The following is a 16,400-nucleotide window of genomic DNA, read 5'->3' on the forward strand; positions in this document are numbered from 1 at the left end:
TATGTTTAATGACGCACTTATTTTATCAAAAAATAAGTAATGACTATCATTAAAGCTACAAATGCTAATTGCACTAAAATAAATCATAATAAAACAGTAACTTATAAAGTGGCGTGTAAACTTGATGTTAATTTAATGTGTGTAATGCAACTTTGAATACGTATGCATAAAGTTGTTAATAAAATAATACGAGCGTTAGAATTCATCCTGACAACAAATTAAGCTCGCAAACTTAATAGCAGGTAAGCGGGTATCACATTATGGGTAACGGGAAAACATTATGGCTATGTTCAAACCAAGTATATTAACGCTAGCATTAACTGCTGCCGGACTATCAAGCTTTGCCACCACTGCGGCACAAGAAGAAACAATAAAAAATGATGATGTAGAAATTATTGAAGTAAAAGGTTTTCGCGGTAGTGTTGTTGAATCAATTAATACTAAGCGTTTTTCAACACAGGTTGTTGAGTCAATTTCTGCAGAAGACATTGGTAAACTTCCAGATACATCTATTGCTGAATCAATCGCGCGTTTACCAGGTTTAACAGCACAACGTCTTGATGGTCGTGCTAGTCGTGTAAGTGTTCGTGGTTTTAGTGAAAACGAAAGTGCAACCACCTTCAATGGCCGTGAGCAGGTATCTATTGGTGACAACCGTGGTGTTGAGTTTGACCTTTACCCGTCAGAAATTATGAGTGGTGTTACTGTATATAAAACGCCAAGTGCTAGCATTGAAGCAGAAGGTATTGCCGGTGTAATTGATATGCAAACGGTAAAACCTTTAAGTAAAGGCGAGCGCGTGATCATGTTTAATGGTCAGTTAGAGCAGTCAGGTTTTGATAAGCTAAACCCAGATGGTGATGACAAAGGCTTTCGTGGCACGGTTTCGTACATTGATCAGTTTGCAGATGACACTATAGGTGTTGCATTTGCTTACAATACTATGAGCTCACCAAACCAAGAAAAACGCTGGAATTCTTGGGGATACCCTGAATTCGACGTTGATGGACAGAATTATTCAATCTTAGGCGGCGCTAAACCTTTCGTACGATCGTCAACACTTGAACGTGATTCAGCGATGCTAGTAGTAGAAGCTGCACCAAACGACCGTTTAAACATGACATTTGATGCGTTGTATGTAGATTTTAACGATGAAAAAATCCTACGTGGTATTGAAATTCCATTTTTTCCTGGTTGGGGTGGGCAAGGCAATATAGATCAAAATAGCCTAACTATAGATGAAGAATCTGGGTTTATTACCAGTGCAACAACGCAAGGTCAACGCGTTGTAGTTCGTAATGATGTTGAAGAACGTGATGCTGAATTAACGCAATTTGGTTTTAATACTAAATATGACATTGACGATTCGTGGTCGGTAGAGTTTGATGCGAGCTTATCTGAAGTTGAGCGTAAGGACTGGAGCTTACAAAGTTATTCTGGCACAGGCCGCGGTGAAGCGAATGGTGTTGCTGACAACATTGGCTATTCACTTAATGGCGGCAATACCGGCGCCAAATTTAGCCACGAGTTAGATTATAGTGATTATGCTTTAATTCAGCTAGGTAGCCCTTTGTCATGGGGAACCAGCTCAGCGCTAAATAATAAGTACGGCTTAAATGATACGGCTTATCAAAACACTGCACAAGATGGCTTTATTAATGCACCTGAAGTCAATGATGAACTACATACTTTAAAACTAGCAGCAAGCAAGCTATTAGAAAACGATTACTTAAGCAAAGTAAGTCTTGGTATGTCATACCGCGACCGCGAGAAGAGTAAAAAGTCTGAAGGGTATTACTTAACATTAAGCGATTTCTCATTAGATAATCCTGGTACGCTTGTCGTTCCAGAGCAATATCGCCTTGGAACAGCTAGCTTAGACTTTATCGGTATGGGGGATATGATTGCCTATGATACCCGTGCACTAGTTGACGATGGATATTATAACTCAATTCAAGAAAGCTTAACGGATATAAAGCACACTACGCAATCGTACACAGTTCAAGAAAAAGTTACGGCGTTTTTTGTACAAGCAGATATTAATGCAGAAGTAGGTAATTTGCCGCTTTCTGGTAACGTTGGTGTTCGCTATGTTAGAACTGAGCAATCTTCGCAAGGTTTTGCGGCTGTGCCGAATGACGTGACTGGTCTAGTTGAAGCTGTTCCTAACAATGTGTCACACGATTATAGCCATGTTTTACCTAGTCTTAATTTATCTTTGGCGCTAGATGAAGATCAAACCGTGCGTTTTGGTGCCGCTAAAACTATCTCACGAGCCCGCCTAGATGAAATGAATGCTTCTGTTAATGCGAGCTATAATTCAGAGCGTCCTGATGAAAATGGCAACTATTGGACAGTATCGGGTGGTAACCCTACACTTGAACCAAAAGAAGCAACGGGTTTTGATTTGACTTATGAAAACTACTTTAGTGCAGAAGGCTACTTCTCAGCGGCTGTATTTTATAAAGACTTGAGTCAATGGATATTTGATGGCGTATACGAAGTTGATATGTCAGGGGTTGCTGATCCTTCAACGGGAGAAATACCAGAAAATAGTACCGGTACTGCGTCAGGTAAAGTGAATGGCGGTGGTGGAGACCTTTGGGGTTATGAATTGTCTCTTGCTCTACCGTTTAACGTCTTTAGTGATTCACTTGAAGGTTTTGGTTTAATTGCCAGCCATACAGGAATTGAACAAGATATTGAAGATCAAAACGGTAATGAATACGAACTACCTGGTTTGTCGGATAAAATTCAAAGCTTAACGTTTTATTATGAAAACTATGGCTTCCAAGCGCGTACTAGTATGCGTAAACGTAGCGACTTTAAAGGTGATATTTACAACGCAGGTTATGAAACACAGCAAGTGAATATCTTAGGTGAAACAATTTGGGACGTACAAGTTGGTTACGATTTTGGCGAAGCAGGTGTTGAGAGCTTAGATGGCTTAAATGTGACATTCCAAGTACAAAATATCACTGAAGAACCATTTACAACACTAAGTGGTGATAATGCCTTACAAGTGCGTGATTACCAAGATTATGGGCGTAACTTTATTCTTGGATTTAGCTACAAGCTTTAACTGAAATTTAGTTAAGATATTAGCCCTTGTAATTAGTTTTACAAGGGCTTTTTTATAGCTACTTTACCTAAGTTTTATCAACCTTTATGAACGTGAGCAATAATATGAAACCAATAAAACACGTCGTCATTGCAGGCGGTGGAACAGCCGGTTGGATAACCGCAGCACTACTTAATAAAGTATTAGGTAAAGTAATTAATATTACCCTTATTGAATCAAGTAGCATTGGTACTATAGGCGTTGGTGAAGCAACAATTCCGCCTATTATTCAACTTAATAACGCACTGGGTATAAACGAGCAAGATTTTATCAATGCCACTAATGCGTCTATCAAACTGGGTATAGAGTTCGAAAATTGGAAAACACCTGGGCATAGCTACATGCATGCATTTGGCTCGTTTGGTAAAGATTTTCCTTTATGTGACTTTTACAATTTTTGGGTGAAAGGGCACATTAATGGCAGCGAGGACTCTTTATGGGATTTTTCTCTTAACTATCAAGCCGCTAAAAAAAACAAATTTACGCCACTAAATGCTATTCCTAATACTCAATTACCTGGGCTTAGTTATGCGTTTCACTTTGACGCCACTTTGTATGCTGAATATTTAAAAAATCTTGCATTATCACGCGGCGTTAAACACATTGATGCAAAAATAGAACACGTTGAGCAATGCCCAGATACAGGTAATATCACTAACTTAATGCTTGACGGTAATAGCCAAATCCAAGGGGATTTATTTATAGATTGTACTGGTCAGCGCGCACTTTTAATTGAGCAAACTCTCAATACGGGGTTTGTTGATTGGTCGCATTATTTACCTTGCGATAGTGCCGTTGCAGTGCAATCAACAGGCAGCAACGAATTAAAGCCCTATACGCGCTCCATAGCCCATAACGCAGGTTGGCAGTGGCAAATTCCGCTACAAAACCGAACAGGTAATGGCTTAGTGTATTGCAGCCGTTATTTATCGGATGAGTCAGCAACCGCGCTTTTATTAAATAACTTACCGGGTGAGCCAACAACAAGCCCGCGCTTAATTAAATTTAAAACAGGTCGACGTTTAAAGCAGTGGCATAAAAATGTAGTCGCAGTAGGGCTCTCTAGTGGATTTTTAGAACCCTTAGAGTCTACTAGTATTCACTTAATACAAAGTGCGGTCACACGTTTAATTAAGTTGTTTCCTCATAATGGCGTTAGTGATGCGTTAGTAACTGAATTTAATAAGCAAAGCATCAGTGAAATCGAGCATATTCGTGACTTCATTATTTTGCACTATAAGTTAACTGAGCGAGAAGACACCCCATTTTGGCGTCAATGTAAGCAAATGGAAATTCCGCAATCGTTAGTGCATAAAATGGATTTATTTAAACAAACAGGCAAAGTTGTGCGCGAAAACGATGAGTTATTTGCAGAAGTAGCTTGGCAACAAGTCATGATAGGTCAAGGCCTAATACCTGATGATTATAACAGTATTGTTGACTCATTAAGCAGTAAACAGCTAACAGATTTATTCGCAACGTTAAAAACCCTAATAAATTCAACGGTAGATAAGCTGCCCACTCATAGAGAGTTTTTAGCTAAGTTAAAAGTAAACTAAGTGGCGTAACGTGGTGCTTTAGTTGCGGGTTAATTGTCACTGAATATGGCTGTGAATACGTATGCAGCAACTGTAACCAAGCCTTATTTAGCTTTAGTATGAACCTATAACAACACTGAAATAAAAATGACACACACAATGAAAAAAAGATTTTATACGCCATTGCTTATATGCAGCGCATTGCTGGTGCACGGTTGCAGTGATGACAAACAAACAAAAACAGACTTGTTAGTTAAGCAAACAGACCCAGTTAAGCCAGTGGTATATCAAGTATTTACTCGTTTATTTGGTAATACTCAAACCGCAAACATTCCATGGGGTACTAAAGAGCAAAATGGGGTGGGTAAGTTTGCTGACTTTAACGACGCAGCGCTTAAAGCCATTAAAGAGCTAGGTACTACGCATGTTTGGTATACCGGCGTTTTGCATCATGCCTTGGTGGGTGATTACACTGCATATGGTATAAAACAAGACGATCCTGATGTGGTAAAAGGGCGTGCAGGCTCGCCTTACGCAATAAAAGATTATTACGATGTAAATCCAGATTTAGCTATTAATGTTACCAATAGACTTGAAGAGTTCAGCGCGCTAATTGAGCGTACTCATGAGCATGACATGAAAGTAATTATTGATATTGTTCCTAATCATGTAGCTCGAGATTATCACTCAATCGCAAAGCCTAACGGCGTGAAAGACTTTGGTGAAGACGATGATACCAGCAAGGCATATGCTAAAAATAATAATTTTTACTATGTACCGGGTGAATCATTTAAAGTACCAACAAACGACAGTTACCAAGTGTTAGGTGGCAACAAACACCCTTTAGCCGATGGCCAATTTAGTGAAACGCCAGCAAAATGGACTGGCAATGGAGCGCGCTCACCACATCCAGATATAAACGACTGGTACGAAACGGTAAAAGTTAACTACGGTGTTAAACCCGATGGCAGTTTAGAGTTTCCAACTTTACCTAAGTCGCTTGAAAACCAAGATTACCGTGCACATTATGCCTTTTGGCAAGATAAAGAACTGCCAAATAGTTGGTATAAATTTAGAAATATTGCCCTTTATTGGTTAGATAAAGGGGTTGATGGCTTTCGCTATGATATGGCTGAAATGGTACCCGTTGAATTTTGGAGCTTTTTAAATTCATCAATAAAAACACATAAACCCGATGCGTTTTTACTCGCCGAAGTATATAACCCGTTGATGTACCGCACCTATATTCACCAAGGTAAAATGGACTATTTGTATGATAAGGTCGGCTTTTACGACACCCTAAAAGGGGTTATGCAAGGTAAACAACCCGCTAACACGCTATTTAAAGCGCAAGCTGAAGTGGCAGACATTGAGCAGCACATGTTGCACTTTTTAGAAAACCATGACGAACAACGTATCGCAAGTCCTGACTTTGCCGGCGACGCTGCATGGGGTAAACCGGCTATGGTGGTTTCTAACTTAATTAGTCGCTCGCCAACCTTGCTTTATTTTGGTCAAGATGTCGGTGAGGATGGGTCAGAAAACGCAGGCTTTGGTTCGCCTACACGCACCAGTATTTTTGATTATATTGGCGTACCAGCGCACCAAGCATGGATGAATAATGGCAAGTTTGATGGCGCTAATTTAACCCCTGAGCAAGCACAGTTACGTCAATATTACATTTCAATTATGGCACTTAATGGTTTACCTGCTGTTGTTGCCGGTGATATGGCACCCTTGTTGGTAAAAGACAGTGATAGAGTGGTAGGTTTTGTCCGCTCCTTAGGCCAGCAATCATTATGGGTGCTAAGTAACTTTAGCCAGCAAGCGCAAACAGTCACTATTACGCTCACGCCAAATCAAGCAACCATGCTCAAACCAAACTCCACGCTATACGACCTGCTAGAGTCGCATAACGGTATTTTGGTAAGCGATGAGAAACAAAGTACAACCTTTACGCTGACCCTTGATGCACTCAGTAGTGCCGTTTTAACAAATAAGGCTGATCATGAATTATAACAACAAACCAACCTTAAGCTTTTGGCAAATATGGAACATGTGCTTTGGCTTTTTAGGCATTCAATTTGGCTTTGCACTGCAAAACGGTAACGTAAGCCGTATATTTCAAACACTTGGCGCTAATGTCGACGATATTCCGATTTTATGGGTTGCAGCGCCGCTCACAGGCTTAATTGTGCAACCAATTATTGGTTATTGGAGTGATAAAACTTGGGGCAAATTAGGCCGCCGTCGTCCTTTCTTTTTATACGGCGCTATATTAACCACGTTATCGCTTTTTATTATGCCAAATTCCCCCACGCTTTGGATTGCTGCGGGTATGCTGTGGATTATGGATGCCTCAATTAACGTTACCATGGAACCGTTTCGTGCTTTAGTAGGTGACAACTTGCCAAACAAGCAGCGCGCCACAGGCTATGCCATGCAAAGCTTTTTTATTGGTGTGGGAGCGGTGGTTGCATCAGCACTCCCTTGGATGATGACCAACTGGTTTGATATTGCTAATACCGCACCGATTGGTCAAATTCCTGACTCTGTAAAGTATTCGTTTTACTTTGGTGGTGTTATTTTATTTATTGCAGTCGGCTGGACTATTTTCACTACAAAAGAGTACTCACCCGAGCAGCTTGCACAATTTAATCAACAAGAATCACAAACAACACAAACCAATCTTACTAATAGCGTTAATTTTACCAAAGGCGGCGTTATTTTTAGCGGCTTAGGTTTGCTTGTTTTAGCCACTGTATTAGGGCTGGATCTGGAAAAAGAACTTTACTTGCTGGCTGCTGGGTTAGTTAGTTTTGGTGTTATTCAATTTATTGCAGCGGCATTAAAAGCTAAACAGCACACTAGCGGCGGTTTTTATAATGTAGTGAATGATGTATTTACTATGCCTGAGGCGATGAAGCAATTGGCATGGGTACAATTTTTTAGTTGGTTTGCGTTATTTGCTATGTGGATTTACAGCACTTCAGCGGTAACCAGTTTTCATTATGGTAGCAGCGATACAAGTTCAGTGGCGTATAACAATGGTGCAGACTGGGTGGGTATTTTATTTGCAGCCTACAACGGCTTTGCCGCGATTGCTGCTTTATGTATCCCGATCATCGTTAAGCGCGTCGGCTTAAAAGTAGCACATGCACTTAACCTTATTTTAGGTGCGTTGGGCCTAGCAAGCTTTATGTTTATAAAAGATCCAAGTTTACTTATTTGGCCGATGGTAGGCGTAGGTTTTGCTTGGGCGTCTATTTTGTCATTACCTTATGCAATGTTAAGTACTTCGGTACCGAGTCATAAAATGGGCGTTTACATGGGCATTTTCAACTTTTTCATTGTGATCCCACAATTATTAGCCGCCAGCGTACTGGGATTAATATTACGCCACTTTTTTGAAAACCAACCTATTTACGCATTAGTACTGGGCGCCGTGTCGTTTGTACTTGCAGCGGTTGCGGTATTGCGTGTTAAGCACACTCAATAAAGTAACGAGTAAACTGAAATTAATTAAGGCTTTAGAATGAAAAAATTAAATACAATTACCACCAGTTTATTAATGCTTGGTTTAACAGCTTGTGGCGCGCAGCAAGAGCCTTCAAACAGCTCTATAATGCAAATATCGGCGCCGGGTGCCCCTGGGGCAGAGCCATTTTGGGCTTATGCAGGTAAAACCGGTATTGGCACATCTTTTGAGCAATATCAAAATGGCCATTACAGTGATGAGGCCCCTACAGGTAAAGTATCAAAAGTATGGTTTTCGATTGCCAAAGGGATGATCACCGAAACCATGTTCGGGCTTATTCATAAAGCGCAAATTAAAGACATGCAATTTGTTGTAGTCGGAAAAGATTTTACAGTCACCGAAGCTGACGATTTAGACGTTACCATTGATTACTTATACAAAGACGATAAAGGCCGCCCGTTATCATTAGCTTACAAAGTAGTAAGCAAAGATAAACAAGGCCGCTTTAGCCTCGAAAAACACATATTTACCGATCCTGATGGGCAAAGCTTATTTGTACGCAGTATTTTTAATACCCAGCTTGAAGGTGTGAAGGCCTACGTAAGCGTTAACCCGTATGTTGATAATAACGGCCTTGATGATTTTGCTAAAACTACAGAACAAGGGCTGCTGGCATGGCAAGACAGCAGCTACCTTTCATTGCAAGGTGCTCAGCCATTTAAACAAACAAGTGTTGGTTTTACAGGTGTGAGCGATGGTTTAAGCCAGCTTAAAACAACTCAGCAGCTTACTCAGGTTTATAAAAATACCGGTGAACAATCGGGTAATGTTAGCCTACTAGCAGAGCTGGGTGAAATTGGTGAAAACAGCCAGTTCGATTTAACCCTAAGCTTTGGTAATAGCGAACAAACCAGCTTTAAACAAGGCCAAGCTACGTTAGCCAAAGGTTACCAAGCGGTGCTTGATAATTACAACGGTAAAGGCGAAGCGCTTGGTTGGCAAGACTACCTGCAAAGCCTTGCACCGCTAAATAACATGAGCGAACAAACCGCTGATAACGGCAAATTACTTTACACTAGTGCCATGGTACTTAAAGCGCAAGAAGACAAAACTCATGCAGGCGCACTTATTGCCTCATTATCTAACCCATGGGGCGAAACCGTATCAGCTAAAACCGGCTCTACTGGTTACAAAGCGGTATGGGTGCGCGACTTTTATCAAGTTGCCATGGCGTTTATGGCCATGGGCGATACTGCAACAGCTAAAACCGCATTTGAATACCTTGAAAAAGTACAAGTAAACAGCAAAACCCCGGGCAACAACGGCGACACAGGGTGGTTTTTACAAAAAACACACGTAGATGGCGAACTTGAATGGGTAGGCGTACAGCTAGACCAAACTGCTATGCCTATTATGCTTGCATGGAAACTCCATCAAGCTGATGTTTTAACAGATGCAGAGCTGAGCGATTGGTATAGCCGTATGTTAAAGCCTGCGGCAGACTTTTTAGTTGAGGGTGGCCGTGCAAACATTCTGTGGAACGACACACAAATAACGCCGCCAGCCACTCAGCAAGAACGCTGGGAGGAGCAAGAAGGGTATTCGCCATCAACCACCGCCGCTGTTGTTGCTGGTTTAATTACCGCCGCTGATATTGCAAAAATGGCAGGTGATGAGGTGAATGCTAAACGCTATCTTGCAACAGCAAAAAGTTACAACGCCGATATAGAAAGCATGATGTTTACCACCGCAGGTAATTTAGAATCAAACGCATCAGACGGCGAGTATTTTATACGTATTGGCCAAGACAAAGATGCTAACTCAAATACCAAAATTAACGCTAATAATGGCCGTGACGGGTTTAATAAAAAGCAAATACTTGATGGTGGCTTTTTAGAGCTCGTTCGCTATGGTGTACGTGATGCACTAGCGCCGAGCATAGTAAAAACCCTCCCAGAATATGATGACGAAACCCTAACAGATAACCTACAAGTTAAATACAGCTTTGAGTTTACTGATGGCAGCGGCACATTTGCAGGCTACCGCCGTTATGGTAACGACGGGTACGGTGAAGATGAAGTAACGGGCGCTAATTACGCCGAAGGTGGGAAAAACAGCCCAGGGCAACGTGGGCGAGTTTGGCCATTTTTTACCGGTGAACGTGGTCATTACGAAATTGCCGCTGCAAATGCCAATAACAGTTTAGATGCAACAAAACAGCAGGCTATTAAAAATAGCTATGTAAAAGGGCTAGAGCAATTTGCTAACGAAGGTATGATGCTACCAGAACAAGTATGGGATGGCGTAGGCGTAAATAAAGCAGGATACACGTTAGGCGAGGGTACAAACTCGGCCACACCACTGGCGTGGACGCATGCGGAATACGTGAAACTAGTGCGCTCATTAAGTGACAAGCAAGTATGGGATCATTATCCAGTTGTTACTAAAGCACTAAAATAACTGCAAACCAATTAACGAGGCTGAAATGAAAACATTTACCTTGAGCGCATTAGCATTAGCATTAGCAATCATGCTAACAGGCTGCCAGAACGCACCATCATTAAATACCAAGACGAATAATACCGAAACATCGCAATTAAATACTAAACAACAAGCAAGCCCGTGGTGGGAAAGCGCCATTTTTTACCAAATTTGGCCCCGCAGTTTTTACGACAGCGATGCTGATGGCCATGGCGATTTTAACGGTATGACCCAAAAGCTCCCGTATCTACAAGAGCTTGGCGTTAACGCATTGTGGTTAACCCCGATGTTTGAAGCGCCGTCGTATCATGGTTATGATTTTACTGAATTTTACCAAGTAGAAAACGACTACGGCAGCATGGCCGAGTTTGAAGCCTTTATAAAAGCTGCTGACGACAAAGGCATGAAAGTCATACTTGATTTAGTTATAAACCATATATCAAGTAACCATGAATGGTTTCAGCGTTCAGCAAAACAACAAGCCCCTTATACAGATTACTTTATTTGGCGCGACGATATGCCAAAAGCTGGAAGCGGCTGGGGGCATGCTTGGAGTAATAACGACCAACCCGATGCTGTATGGCATTGGAATGAAACTCGCCAGCAGTATTACTATGGTGCGTTTGGAGCAAGCCAACCTGACTTGAATTTACGCCACCCAGATGTTGTTGCCGAAATGGAAAAAATGGCTAAGTTTTGGCTCGATAAAGGCGTTGCAGGGTTTAGATTAGACGCAGTACGTTTTGCCATGGAAGGTGGCGCAGATGCGCAAGCTGATACCGACGAAACCATTGCATATTGGCAGCACTTTAACCAATACGTAAAAAGCGTTGATCCAGAGGCATATTTAGTGGGTGAAGCTTGGGCTGACATTCCCGTTGCAGCAAAATACTTTGGCGAAGGTAAGGGCCTCGATCAAGGCTTTGATTTTGAAGTGGGCTATAAAATACTGGGCTTATTAAAACCCGATGTCAGTGGTGAAGCGCAATTTGGCACCATGCAATCTAACCAACAAGTCAGTAAAGTTGATGCCAATGTGCTCAAACAAAATTTACAACAGCGTATAGATTCAACTGCGCCACTTGATTTTTTTGCACCATTTTTAACTAATCACGACCAAGAACGTGTGGCTTATCAACTTGCAGAGCATGACGATAAAGCAAAACTTGCTGCCGCCATGTTATTTAGCTCTCCGGGTACTCCGTATATTTATTACGGTGAAGAAATTGGCTTAACACAAGGTGGTACAGGTCACGACGTGTATAAACGTGCGCCAATGCAATGGGATAACAGCAATCAAGCTGGCTTTACTCAAGCTCAAACAAGTTGGGTTGAGCAGGCTGAACTGTTTGGTGATAACTACACCCAGTGGTGGCCAGAATTTTTAGCACAGCAAATTAATGCTGCTGATCGCAATGTAAAAACGCAACAAGCACAATCTGATTCACTGTGGCGTATATACCAGCACTTAATCACATTGAAAAAACAGCGCCCAGAACTGGGTATTAAAGGTAGTTATGAATTAACGCAACACAACAACGGCCTTGTCGAAATAACCCGCGAGTTAAACGGCAGTAAAAGTATGTTTATACTTAACTTAACCGCTAACCCGCAAAGCATCAGTAGCATAAAACGTGAGGGGTTAACGCCTAGCTGGCAACACGACCTCAATGACGAGCAACTCGCAGCCTATGGTTTGTTGTTACTAAACAACGCACTCTAAATAAAATATACACAAATTGGGGTTAACATACGTTAGCCCCTTTTGTGAATATGCTTTAATTGCATCCCCCAACTTATAGCGCATTTTAATGAGTCATAAGTCGCTTAACTTCCTCTGGCGTCATGGCGCTTATCATAAAAATGAATATAAGATGCAATCCACCTCAGGTAGGTGTCCACGGTACGTAATGAATACTGACGTACCAACATATAATAAGCGACATAAATTAAAAATGGGGAACGCGTTTTCATAGCATCACCAATGTTGAGGGCTGTATAAATATACAGCCTAGTTGTTTTGCTCACATATTCAAGAAAATGAGCGCACTTTCTTCTTTCTTATTATATTTAGTAGCAAGAAATAATTATAGCAGGCAATTGCATTAACTCTAATTCGTTTATCATGCGGGTACTCTTGCCAATCTAAGTTTTGTATTCACTGGCGTAAGCACCACTTCTTTAGCAATGGCCCATATGTACGCAATCATTTCTCGGGCAATTGCGGTGACAACCAGGTTGTAGTGCTTCCCTTTGGCTATCATTTTTTTATAGCGCTTGCAGAGCCTAAGTTGTGCTTTCCACGCAATATCGATAATGTCCTTTGGTAAACCTTCTTGTCGCTTTTGCATATCTGTCGATATATTTGCTGCATAGCGATAAGTGTACGCGCCTTCAACAAGGAGGCGTCTTGCTCGGCTATTTCCGCATTTTGTGATACACCTTGAGTGGAGTGGAATCGATAAATGCAATGCCTGTTGATTTATCAAAGCGTTGCTTCAGATAGCTACACAGAGCAGGTAACGTGGCCTGAAGTCACTTCAACATACGTGTATAACTGACTAAATCAGGAAAATAATGTCGCCAATACTGACAAACAAATTTGGTGTAGTAAGTTTTAAAATCGCGATAACCTGATTGATTAAAAGCAATTAATATAGTCATCACTTCGCTAGAAGATAGTCGAGATGGCTTAATGCGTTGCTTTTCACCTGATTCTATTAGGTGTTTAAGCCATTGAGGTTCAAACAATAAACAAAAATCATCGACATCTAGGTAAATTGCATCTAAGTTATTCATGCCCTTGCCTCGGTAATCTTATGTTTCTTGGTCGAAAGATCTGATCACCGCAAGGGCATTTAGTTCCATTTCTTATGTGCAGCTCAGGTTAATTAGTAAATATGTAACGCTAGAAATATGGGAGCTTTTAAATGAGCTTAAAAACATGGCTATTGCAAAAGGCATAATAGCGAAGGACGATACGTAGTTTTAATCTATTTTCATCTGCTTTAAATTGATTATTGATAGTAGTATCAGTGACGCACATTTTGAACTTAAATCATCATATTCACGGTCATAAAAAACCGCTGTATGAAAAAATCATACAGCGGTTTTTTAATTAACTTTAAGCTTATGCATTAAATTGATTTTTGATTGTTTCAATCGCGCTATCAATATCTATCATTAGTTTTTCACCAGTGCGGCGGTTTTTAAGTTCTACCTTGTTTTCATCAAGGTTACGCTCACCAATTACAAGCGTGTAAGGTACACCGAGTAATTCCATGTCGTTAAACATAACACCAGGGCGCTCTTTACGGTCATCAAATAGCACATCTAAACCTGCATCTTTCAAACCTTGATATAGATTATTAGCAATATCAGGGATACGATGCGATTTATGCATATTCATTGGCACAATTGCTAAATCGAAAGGGGCGATGGCTTTAGGCCAGGTAATACCGTATTGGTCGTTATTTTGCTCAATGGCAGCGGCAACAACACGCGATACACCAATACCATAACAACCCATAGTCATTGTTTGGTTTTTACCCGATTCGCTTAATACACCTGCTTTCATTGCTTCTGAGTACTTAGTACCTAGTTGGAAAATATGACCAACTTCAATACCGCGCTTAATTTGCAACGTGCCTTGGCCACACGGGCTAGGATCGCCCTCAACAATATTACGGATATCAGCAACTTCGTAGTCTGTTACGTCGCGGTCCCAGTTAATACCACTAAAGTGCTCATCGTCTTTGTTGGCACCAGCTACAAAATCAGCCATTACATTCGCCGCTCTATCAACAATAATTGGCATGTTTAAGCCAACAGGGCCTAAAGAACCCGGTTTTGCGCCAATGGCAGCGACAATATCTGCCTCGGTTGCCATCTCTAGTGGTGAAGAAACCAGTGGGTGTTTTTCAGCTTTAAGTTCATTAAGCTCGTGATCGCCACGCAATACTAGTGCAACTAAGCCACGTTTTCCGTCTTCATCAGGGGCGCCATAAACAATCAGTGTTTTAACACCGCGATGTGGTTTTACACCATAGTGTTTTTTCAGCTCATTAATTGTTTTAGCATCTGGCGTTGGGAATGCTTTTAGCTCTTTGCTTGCTTCAGGGCGCGATTCAGTTGGCGCTAGCGCTTCTGCTTTTTCAATATTAGCGGCGTAGTCACTAGCATCACTAAAGGCAATAGCGTCTTCGCCAGATTCAGCAAGTACGTGAAACTCATGCGATACACTACCGCCTATAGAGCCGGTATCAGCAATAACAGGGCGGAAATCAAGGCCTAAACGTTCAAAAATATTACAGTAGGCTTTGTGCATAACTTGATAAGTTGCATCTAAACATTCATCGGTTAAATGGAATGAGTAGGCATCTTTCATAGTAAATTCACGAGCACGCATAACACCAAAGCGCGGACGACGTTCGTCACGTACTTTAGTTTGTACTTGGTACAAAGTAATAGGCAGTTGCTTGTAGCTGTTAATTTCTTTGCGGACAAAATCGGTGATCACTTCTTCATGGGTAGGACCCATAGCAAATTCACGATTGTGACGATCGGTAAAGCGCATAAGCTCTGGACCAAACTCACTCCAGCGGCCCGATTCTTCCCATAAGTCAGCCGGTTGAATTACTGGCATTAGCATTTCAATTGCGCCTGCTTTATCCATTTCTTCGCGTACAATGTTTTCTACTTTTCTAAGCACACGTAAACCAGAGGGTAGCCAAGTGTATAAACCCGAAGCGACGCGACGGATCATTCCGGCTCTAAGCATTAATTGATGCGATACAATTTCCGCATCTGATGGCGTTTCTTTAAGTGTAGCGAGTATATATTGACTAGTACGCATGTTTTTTCCGAAATAGAGTAATATGTTCTTTTAATTAAGGCGCTCAGTTTACCAGCGGATGCATTGACACTAAAGCGCTAAGTGATTTTTTATCGCATTTTATAGCCATAGCAGGGTTTTAAAGTTAGTTTAACTGGGCTCTATATGAGTAACCAGATGATGAGAGTCAGTCACTTGCCAGGTAATGTTGTATTCATACAAATTCATACCATAACTTTGCATGCCTTGTTTTTGCTTTTTATACGCTGGGCGAGGATCTTGTTTTAGCACATTGCTGATAAACGCTTGTAGCTCAGGATAGTGGCTTTGTTTATTTATAAATTCCAAAGCTTGCTCACTAAATTCAACACTCATGTGAGTTTCTGGGCGCGTGTCGGCAAAGCCTGCACTGGCATCAGGTAAAGCGTCTGAATAGGGCAAATAAGGCTTAATATCAACAATAGGTGTACCATCAAGTAAATCAATACCGGCGAGCAATAACGCTAACTGCCCTTTTTTGTATTCAATTCCCTCTAACTTAACAGCACTCATCCCTATAGCGTTAGGTCTGAATGTAGCGCGTGTGGCAAAAACGCCTTTACGCTCATTGCCACCAAGGCGCGGCGGGCGCACCATTGCTGAATAGCCTTTATCTGCGGTTTCATGAAAACGAAATAATAGCCAAATATGGCTAAATTCATCTAAACCACGAACAAATTCTTCACGATTAAAATCTGGAGCAAAAATAAGTTTAGCTTTTGCTTCTGGCACTAATCGAGGTTGTCTAGGAATGGCAAACTTTTGTTTATACGGTGATTGAATATGACCAATAGCCGAAATCTGATAATCGCTCATAATGCTCGCTAACAAATAAAATAGGGAGGTATTCTACCTGTAATTACCATTGGTGGCATTAGCTTAATATAATCAGGATAAAGAGAGTTTAGA

At 41.2% G+C, this 16,400-nt stretch carries 9 protein-coding genes and 1 pseudogene; 6 read left to right on the top strand and 4 right to left on the bottom strand.

The features are described from left to right. Positions 1 to 280: 280 nt before the first annotated feature. The 6 genes from MTN97_RS08290 to MTN97_RS08315 all read left to right on the top strand — a co-directional run bounded on the left by MTN97_RS08290 (position 281) and on the right by MTN97_RS08315 (position 12,341). A complete protein-coding gene (locus MTN97_RS08290) occupies positions 281 to 3,082 on the top strand; it encodes a TonB-dependent receptor (protein ID WP_248474146.1) in 2,802 nt (933 codons plus the stop codon). A 104-nt stretch (positions 3,083 to 3,186) separates the two neighbouring features. Beyond that, complete coding sequence (locus MTN97_RS08295; protein WP_248474147.1) at positions 3,187 to 4,680, top strand: tryptophan halogenase family protein; 1,494 nt, start codon at positions 3,187 to 3,189, stop codon at positions 4,678 to 4,680. Between the two features lie 138 nt (positions 4,681 to 4,818). Beyond that, the gene (locus MTN97_RS08300; RefSeq protein WP_248474148.1) at positions 4,819 to 6,678 is read left to right on the top strand and encodes an alpha-amylase family protein; all 1,860 of its coding nucleotides are present in this window, start codon (positions 4,819 to 4,821) and stop codon (positions 6,676 to 6,678) included. Next, positions 6,668 to 8,158, top strand: coding sequence for an MFS transporter (locus MTN97_RS08305; protein WP_248474149.1), 1,491 nt, complete (start codon positions 6,668 to 6,670; stop codon positions 8,156 to 8,158). Before MTN97_RS08300 ends, MTN97_RS08305 begins: the two co-directional genes overlap by 11 nt. Positions 8,159 to 8,194: 36 nt before the next feature. Next, entirely contained in the window at positions 8,195 to 10,597 is a 2,403-nt protein-coding gene (locus tag MTN97_RS08310; RefSeq protein WP_248474150.1) for a glycoside hydrolase family 15 protein, read from the top strand. Positions 10,598 to 10,622: 25 nt separating this feature from the next. After that, positions 10,623 to 12,341, top strand: coding sequence for an alpha-amylase family glycosyl hydrolase (locus MTN97_RS08315; RefSeq protein WP_248474151.1), 1,719 nt, complete (start codon positions 10,623 to 10,625; stop codon positions 12,339 to 12,341). A gap of 400 nt (positions 12,342 to 12,741) precedes the next feature. On the opposite strand, the pseudogene MTN97_RS08320 reads toward MTN97_RS08315, so the two are convergent. From MTN97_RS08320 to tsaA, 4 genes and pseudogenes are all read right to left on the bottom strand, one after another. Further along, positions 12,742 to 13,056 (bottom strand): annotated as a pseudogene (locus MTN97_RS08320) (IS110 family transposase); the annotation flags it as partial. Positions 13,057 to 13,153: 97 nt separating this feature from the next. Next, positions 13,154 to 13,417, bottom strand: a complete 264-nt coding sequence (locus MTN97_RS08325) for a hypothetical protein (RefSeq protein ID WP_248474152.1) — start codon at positions 13,415 to 13,417, stop codon at positions 13,154 to 13,156. Positions 13,418 to 13,748: 331 nt separating this feature from the next. Continuing rightward, positions 13,749 to 15,473, bottom strand: coding sequence for a proline--tRNA ligase (locus MTN97_RS08330; RefSeq protein WP_214553274.1), 1,725 nt, complete (start codon positions 15,471 to 15,473; stop codon positions 13,749 to 13,751). 129 nt (positions 15,474 to 15,602) lie between these two features. After that, positions 15,603 to 16,307, bottom strand: coding sequence for a tRNA (N6-threonylcarbamoyladenosine(37)-N6)-methyltransferase TrmO (gene tsaA, locus MTN97_RS08335; RefSeq protein ID WP_138627650.1), 705 nt, complete (start codon positions 16,305 to 16,307; stop codon positions 15,603 to 15,605). Positions 16,308 to 16,400: the final 93 nt, after the last annotated feature.

It is taken from the genome of Pseudoalteromonas sp. 2CM36K, from assembly GCF_023161865.1.
Lineage (GTDB): Bacteria > Pseudomonadota > Gammaproteobacteria > Enterobacterales > Alteromonadaceae > Pseudoalteromonas > Pseudoalteromonas tetraodonis.